5 protein-coding genes, 1 tRNA gene and 2 pseudogenes are annotated in these 6,020 nt (G+C 66.5%); 3 read left to right on the top strand and 5 right to left on the bottom strand.

What is annotated here, in order from left to right; genetic code table 11:
* Positions 1-90 (bottom strand): annotated as a pseudogene (locus E1286_RS52285) (NUDIX hydrolase); the annotation flags it as partial.
* Positions 91-246: 156 nt separating this feature from the next.
* Between E1286_RS52285 and E1286_RS45435 the strand changes: the two are divergent.
* Positions 247-549 (top strand): group II intron maturase-specific domain-containing protein, encoded by a 303-nt coding sequence (locus E1286_RS45435; RefSeq protein ID WP_165970234.1) that lies wholly within the window; start codon positions 247-249, stop codon positions 547-549.
* A 212-nt stretch (positions 550-761) separates the two neighbouring features.
* Here the strand turns inward: E1286_RS45435 and E1286_RS45440 are convergent.
* Together E1286_RS45440 and E1286_RS45445 are read right to left on the bottom strand one after the other, a co-directional pair.
* Positions 762-1,492, bottom strand: a pseudogene (locus E1286_RS45440) (transposase family protein); the annotation flags it as partial.
* A gap of 91 nt (positions 1,493-1,583) precedes the next feature.
* Positions 1,584-1,994 (bottom strand): VOC family protein, encoded by a 411-nt coding sequence (locus E1286_RS45445; protein WP_187368326.1) that lies wholly within the window; start codon positions 1,992-1,994, stop codon positions 1,584-1,586.
* 757 nt (positions 1,995-2,751) lie between these two features.
* Between E1286_RS45445 and E1286_RS45455 the strand changes: the two genes are divergently transcribed.
* Positions 2,752-3,894, top strand: a complete 1,143-nt coding sequence (locus E1286_RS45455; protein ID WP_132623364.1) for an agmatinase family protein — start codon at positions 2,752-2,754, stop codon at positions 3,892-3,894.
* Between the two features lie 215 nt (positions 3,895-4,109).
* Here the strand turns inward: E1286_RS45455 and E1286_RS48660 are convergent, their stop codons facing one another.
* Entirely contained in the window at positions 4,110-4,466 is a 357-nt protein-coding gene (locus E1286_RS48660; RefSeq protein ID WP_165970233.1) for a hypothetical protein, read from the bottom strand.
* 367 nt (positions 4,467-4,833) lie between these two features.
* Here E1286_RS48660 and E1286_RS49700 point away from each other — a divergent pair, with 367 nt between their 5' ends.
* Positions 4,834-5,460 carry a transposase gene (locus E1286_RS49700; protein ID WP_223190935.1) on the top strand — a complete coding sequence of 209 codons (627 nt, stop codon included), beginning with the start codon at positions 4,834-4,836 and terminating at the stop codon, positions 5,458-5,460.
* 364 nt (positions 5,461-5,824) lie between these two features.
* Here the strand turns inward: E1286_RS49700 and E1286_RS45465 are convergent.
* A tRNA-Arg gene (locus E1286_RS45465) sits at positions 5,825-5,898 on the bottom strand.
* Positions 5,899-6,020: the final 122 nt, after the last annotated feature.

Below are 6,020 nucleotides of genomic sequence, written 5' to 3' on the forward strand. Positions count from 1 at the left end.
GGCCACCGAGGGCAACGTCCGTCCCGGATCGGACAGATACAAAGCGACGGCGTCCGCCTTGAACTCCGGCGGATACGACTTCATCGCCACGTGGAACTCCTTGTCTCCGGATCTCCATCATCCGGTACTCAAGGTGTCCACACTTCGGGGGCAGGCCCCCTTTTGTGTTCCTTGCCCGCTGGCCCGCGGACAAGGCCATGCAGCGCGCCCGCGACCGGATTCGGGAGAGTCACCGCCCGGCGGCGGATGCTGTTGTGGCCGGAGGCGATCGTGCAGGACCTGAACGCCTTCCTTCGCGGTTGGGCCGGGTATTTCCGTTACGGACACTCGGCCCAGCGCCTCAGCAAGATCAGACAATACGAGCAGTGGCGGCTGGCGCACTTCATCCGAAGACGCCACCGCCGCAGCATGGCGTTCGGCTGGTGGGTGCTGACCCGCGCCCAGCCGGTCGATCTGGGCCTGATCAGCTTGTATGGAATCGTCGTCGCACCCAGGGCGGGTAAGCCCTGGCGGGACAGGCCGAATGCCGGCGGTGAACGACGTCGGTGAGCCGTGTGCGGGAGAACCGCATGCACGGTTCGACGGGCGGGAGCTGGAAACGGAGCCACGAGACTGGTCATGGTCATCGGGGAAAGCACAACCGACCGGGAAACCGGCGGAACACAGGCCCCGAGCCCTACCGCCAGGAGACGCCACCGCGCCAGCTCCCGACCCTGCATTCTCAGACGGCCTGCGCGACGCGGTGCTTTGGAGGACGGCGATGCCTTGCAGAGGTGACCGGCCTTGCTGGGGCTGCAGCGTAGTTTTCGCAGGATGCGCCAGCTCTTGAGCTGGGCGTTCGCTCGTTCGCCGGGTCCGCGAAGGCGGGCGTGGGAGCGATTGGCCCGCTTTTGGGACTCGGGCTTGTTCTTGCCCTTGTACGGGGTGACGACCGGCCCCTCGGCTCCCTGATATGCCTTGTCAGCCAGGGTGATGATCCCGGCCTGTTCGAGGGCGCGCAGGATGCCCCAGATCCGGGCGGCGCTCAGGTCATGGGTCTTGCCCGGAAGCGCGCCCGACGTCCACAGGATCGTCCCGTCCGGTGTGGCAAGGACCTGGACATTCATCCCGTGCACGCGGTGCTTGCCAGAAAAATAGGGCCGATCGGCTTTCACACGGTCGGTGTGGATCAGCGTGCCGTCCAGCACCAGGTAGTGCACCCCGTCCTTCTGGCCTTGCGTAGCGCCTGACCGAGCTTGGGCGAGCGCGCCGACAACAGCATCACGCTCTCTTCCACATACCGCCACGCGGTCGCCGTCGATACCCCGAAACCGGTTCCCAACTCGTCGAACGTCTCGCCCTTGCGCAGGTAGACCAGCACCAGCAACGCCTGCTGTCCTGCATTGAGCCGCCGCCAGGGCGATGCGATCGCCTTGCGGTGCCTGCGGATCAGCCCTGCCACGTGGTTCAGCGTTGAACGCGACAAATCGACGGCAGCACGATAGAACAGCATCCGAGGCCCCTGGTTGTGACGGATGGATTGTGGTGATCAACCCGTCTACCAGGGGTTTCGCTATGTCGTCAGGCGAACGCCGAGCCCGCGATCATGCTGTGACCAGCAGGCCGCCATCAAGGGATGAAAAGGGGTCAGTGCCGGGTTCAGCGGATTCCTCCCAGCCCGGCTCTTCCCCGGCCGCCGGATTGGTTTCCGCCGCCGGAAAGAACAGCCACCACAGGTTGTGCCAAGGGTCGAGGAACCGGGAGATGCCGTACCCGCCGTAGAAAGGAGACACCGGAGTGACGACGGTCGCACCGCGTTCGACCGCTCTGCGCATCGTCTCCTCGGGGCCGGCGACGTACACCTGGGTCAGGGCCGGAGTGAACGGCCAGCCGGCCTTACGGTCAGCGACCATGAGCAACGAGTTGCCGATTTTGGCTTCGGCGTGGATCAGCGTTCCGTCTCCGGCGTAGAAGTCAGGGGTGCGGGCTTCCCCCCGCTCATTCGCATAGGCCAAGAAAGTCCCGTCTGGTCGGCGTGCGGGGCAAGGGCCGCACCAGCCGGACAGTGTTCCTCGGCCGCGACGCCCGCCAAGCGCTGGGCGCCTACCTCGACCAGGAGCGGCCGCTGCGACGCCGCAGCCAGCGCCGCAGCGGCCGCGCTGCTGCTGTCGGCCGCCTCCATCGCCGCCCGCCGCCCCGACGGCCGCCTCTCCGCCCGCTCCACCAACACCATCGTCGGCGAGATCGGCCGCCTGCACGACGCCCAGACCTCCGACCCTGACCGCAAACTGGGCACCCTGCGCCCGCACGACGCCGCCACACCTTCGCCTTCGGTCTGTCGCAGGCCTCCGGCCACAACCGCGCCGAACTGGAGCGCCGCCTCGGCCACGCCAACGACCGCTACCTGCGCCTGTACACCAACCCGCGCGACGACATCGCCGCCGCCTATATCGAGGATCTCTGACCTGTGCTTTCGCACGGCGGCCTGGCGTTACGGTGCTGGCATGTTGCGGATGCTGCTGGAGCCCTTGCCCGCGTCGTGGCCGCCGGCAGCGCCCTCGCCGCCGACGATGTCAGCGGTGCCGTCTTTTCTTCGGACCTTGGCCCGGCGGTTTCGCAGATCGCTTTCGTCGATGCCCAGAGCGAGGACCTCAAGATCTTGTCGGAGTTCTACCCGGCGCGTCCGGCTGCGCTTGACGTTGATCCTCGGCGTAACGTGCCGCCGCCTGGGTATGGCGTTCCCGCTCCCCCTTGACCCGTACGGGAGAAGGCATGGCTGAGCAGGTTGATCGAGAAGGCGCATGGGCCCAGCGGGCCGAGGGCGAGTTGCCCGTGCGCAGGCACCAGGAGGAGATCGAGCGACGCCTGGCCCATGGCCTGGAGGGCGCACCCACGATCAAGGACCGGACGATCCCGACCTTCGCCAGGGGCGAGATCCCGCACTTCGCCGGCGAGACCGGCACCTTCCTGAAATGCCCGTACGTCGAGGACGTGCACGAGGTGGGCGACGCCGAGGTGGCCGTGTTCGGCGTGCCGCTGGACGCCGGCACGACCTACCGGCCGGGCACCCGGTTCGGCCCGCAGGGCATCCGGCGCTGCACGGGTCTGTTCGGCACCTACTGTTACGAGCTCGGCGTGGACCTGCGCGAGCAGCTCAACCTGGTCGACATCGGCGATGTGTTCACCATCCCGGGAAATCTGGAGAAGTCCTTCGACCAGATCAGCCAGGCGATGGCGCACGTGGTCTCGCAGGGGGTGTTTCCGGTCGTCCTGGGCGGCGACCACTCGATCGGCTTCCCCACGGTCCGCGGGCTGACTCCTCATGTGGACGGCAACGTCGGCATCATCCACTTCGACCGGCACGTGGACACCCAGGAGAGCGATCTCGACGAGCGCATGCACACCACGCCCTGGTTTCACGCCACCAACATCAGGAACGCCCCGGCCACCAACCTCGTCCAGATCGGGATCGGCGGCTGGCAGTCACCGCGCGCCGGCGTCAAGGTGGGCCGCGAGCGGGGCACCACGATTATCACGGTGGGCGACGTCGAACGCGTCGGCGTGGAGAAAGTCGCCGAGGTGGCGTTGGAGGTGGCCTGGAAGGACGCCAAGGCGGTCTACCTCTCCTTCGACATCGACGTGATCGACGCCGGGTTCGTGCCCGGCACCGGCTGGCCGGAACCCGGCGGCCTGCTGCCCCGGGAAGCACTCAACCTGGTCCGGCTGGTCTCCGAACCAGGTCTGGCCGGTATCGAGATCGTGGAGTGCTCACCGCCCTACGACTGGGCCGAGATGACCTGCCTGATGAGCAGCCGGGTCATCCTCGACAGCCTCGCCGTGCAGGTGCGCTCCGGCAAACTCGGTCGCAAGCCGTCCAGTTCGGGCCGGGTCGCGTGGGGCCCGTACCCGTCTTGATCGTTTGGCCGCAGCTGGGGCCTGGGAGGCGGCTGAGTGCGGCGGGGGGTTCATGGGAACCTGGCCAAGTGAGCGCGCTGAGGAGACCGCCGGTGGCCGGGGGCGTGACGGAGCTGATCACAGCTTCTCCTGCTGGGGGCCGTTGGCCAGGGGGTCGCGGTGGAGGAGGAGTTTGGTGGTTCTCGTGGCGTAGGCGGATGGCAGCGTCGTTCCTCCTACGGGACGTCCAGGGTGGTGACGTGTTCGGCGGGAAAGCCGATACGGGCGACGAAGTCGAGCAGGTCGGGCAGCACGGGCCGGGTGTGGGAGACACCGAAGCGCAGGGTCGGCATGTCGAACGGGCTCGAGCCTTGCGCCTGCCGATAATTCCATCCACGCAGGTCACGACGCTGCCAAGGCTTCGCGTGGCGGCGCGAGCTCCGGCCGCCCAGAAGATGGAACCAAGTGCGGCATGATGATCGGCCGTGCTTTTCCGCCTGGCCTACCTCGCCATCACCAACACATTCGCTGCGCTGCTTTTGCTGAGTATGAGCGATCGGGACAAGGACGTGGAGATTCTCGTCCTGCGTCACCAGATCACCGTCCTTGAACGCCAGATCGGCGCCGGCACCAGAGCGAGATTCGCACCTGAGGACCGGGCCTTTCTCGCCGCGCTCCTGACCTCGCTGCCCCGCGAGGTTCTACACCGGCTGCGGCTTCTCGTCCAGCCGGACACCGTCCTACACTGGCACCGCGATCTGATGAGACGTCGTCATGCCCGTACCTGCCGGCCGAAGCGACGTGGGCGCCCACCCACGGTCCACTCCATCCGCACTCTCATTCTGCGCCTGGTTCGGGAGAACCCCAGCTGGGGCTATCGGAGGGTCCATGGAGAGCTCACCACGCTGGGCATCAAGGTGGCACCGTCCACTGTGTGGGAGATCCTCAAGCAGGAAGGTCTTGATCCGGCACCCGAGCGGGCGTCCACCACCTGGGCCGACTTCCTGCGCTCGCAAGCCGACGCCCTACTGGCCTGCGATTTCATCGAGACCAATCACCCTGAACGGACAGCGCCAGTACATCCTGGCCGTCATCGAGCACACCACCAGGCGCATCCGGGTGCTCGGCACAACCGCGCACCCGAGCGCCAACTGGGTCACCCAGACGATAAAGAACCTGGTGACGGATCTGGACGATGCGGGCTGCCGGGCGCGCTATCTGATCCGCGATCGGGATGGGAAGTATCCCGCCCTCATGGACGAGATTCTCTCCGAGGCCGGCATCAAGACCGTGATCACCGGCATCCGCATGCCGCGGATGAACTCGATCATGGAGCGGTGGGTGCAGTCAGGCCGCCGTGAACTTCTCGACCGCTGCCTTCTGTGGAACGAACACCACCTGCGGCATGCTCTTCGCGAGTACGAACGCTTCTACAACCAACACCGAGCCCACCAATCCCTGGGCCAAGCGGCCCCGCTACGCACCGTCCCCGATCCGATCACGGATCCCGAGCAAATCATCGACCTGAACATACGCCGACGAGACCGGCTCGGCGGCATCCTCCACGAGTACTCACATGCCGCTTGACCTGCACGGATGGAATTGTCGGCAGGCACACCGTCGTAGCGAAGACCCAGAACGTCGGGGTCCTCACGCAAAGCGGAGGAACGCCTGCTGATCCGGAGCCCGGCGCATCCCGCGCGGCACGGAGGCCAGAATGAGCGCCCTCGACAGCGCCGTAGTAAGAGCGGGCGCTTCCACGGCGCCAACAGCCCCTGCCGTCACCGCAGCGGCCCCATGCGGGAAGCCGCCGCTACCGGCAAGATCATTCCGCGTATATTCCGCGAACGACGGCACACGAGGGCCGTGACCGGCACACCGTGGCACACGCCGAATGATGAGCGGCCGACGTTACCGCAGGTCAGGCCATGATTGTTGCTGGCCAGATAAGCGCGCCCTGCAGGATTCGAACCTGCGACCGTCGGATTAGAAGTCCGGTGCTCTATCCAGCTGAGCTAAGGGCGCTCCCGCCTTATTGTGCATGATCCGGCGACATGTCACGCACACGTTTCCGGTGTCAGTCTGTCAGGCCGGTCACAACTCTTGTGGGCAGGGTGGCCGGGGGCGTGGGTGTCGGAGTGGAGGGT

This window comes from Nonomuraea terrae, assembly GCF_004348995.1.
In the GTDB taxonomy this organism is placed as follows: domain Bacteria; phylum Actinomycetota; class Actinomycetes; order Streptosporangiales; family Streptosporangiaceae; genus Nonomuraea; species Nonomuraea terrae.